We start from the raw sequence: 416 nt of genomic DNA on the forward strand, positions 1-416 counted from the left end.
TTAAAGGAAAATAATAAAGTCGTTTACTTAACATTGGCTCGTACACATAGACTTTGCCGGTTTTACGGTTAAAACGTACCGGGTAGTCGGCTGGCCAAATAATAACTTTTGCTAATTGCATTAGACATAAAAATAATGCAAGTAAAGAAACAATAATTACACCCAAGGAAAAGGCTCCATCACTATATATATAATAAGGATTAATATCGAGAAAAAGCTGTATTCCAGCATAAAGGGCGAAAATAAACACCCCACATCCACTTAGTTTTACAATCATCTCTAAAGTACGACCAAATTGGTCATCAGTGCGTCCTATTTCGATAAAGGTATTATTACCAAAACGAAGATTGGTTAAGTCATCGTCTTTATCTACTGGTTTAAATTTTGCTAAGTCTTTAGGATAATGTTTATACCCC

At 34.1% G+C, this 416-nt stretch carries 1 protein-coding gene; it reads right to left on the reverse strand.

Going from position 1 to position 416, the window contains the following annotated elements:
* The coding region (locus H3S73_RS13600) for a DUF6708 domain-containing protein (RefSeq protein WP_198236990.1) at positions 1–416 on the reverse strand (416 nt) is incomplete at both ends.

The sequence above is a fragment of the Gilliamella sp. B14384G12 genome (assembly GCF_016101825.1).
Taxonomy (GTDB): Bacteria; Pseudomonadota; Gammaproteobacteria; order Enterobacterales; family Orbaceae; genus Gilliamella; species Gilliamella apicola_N.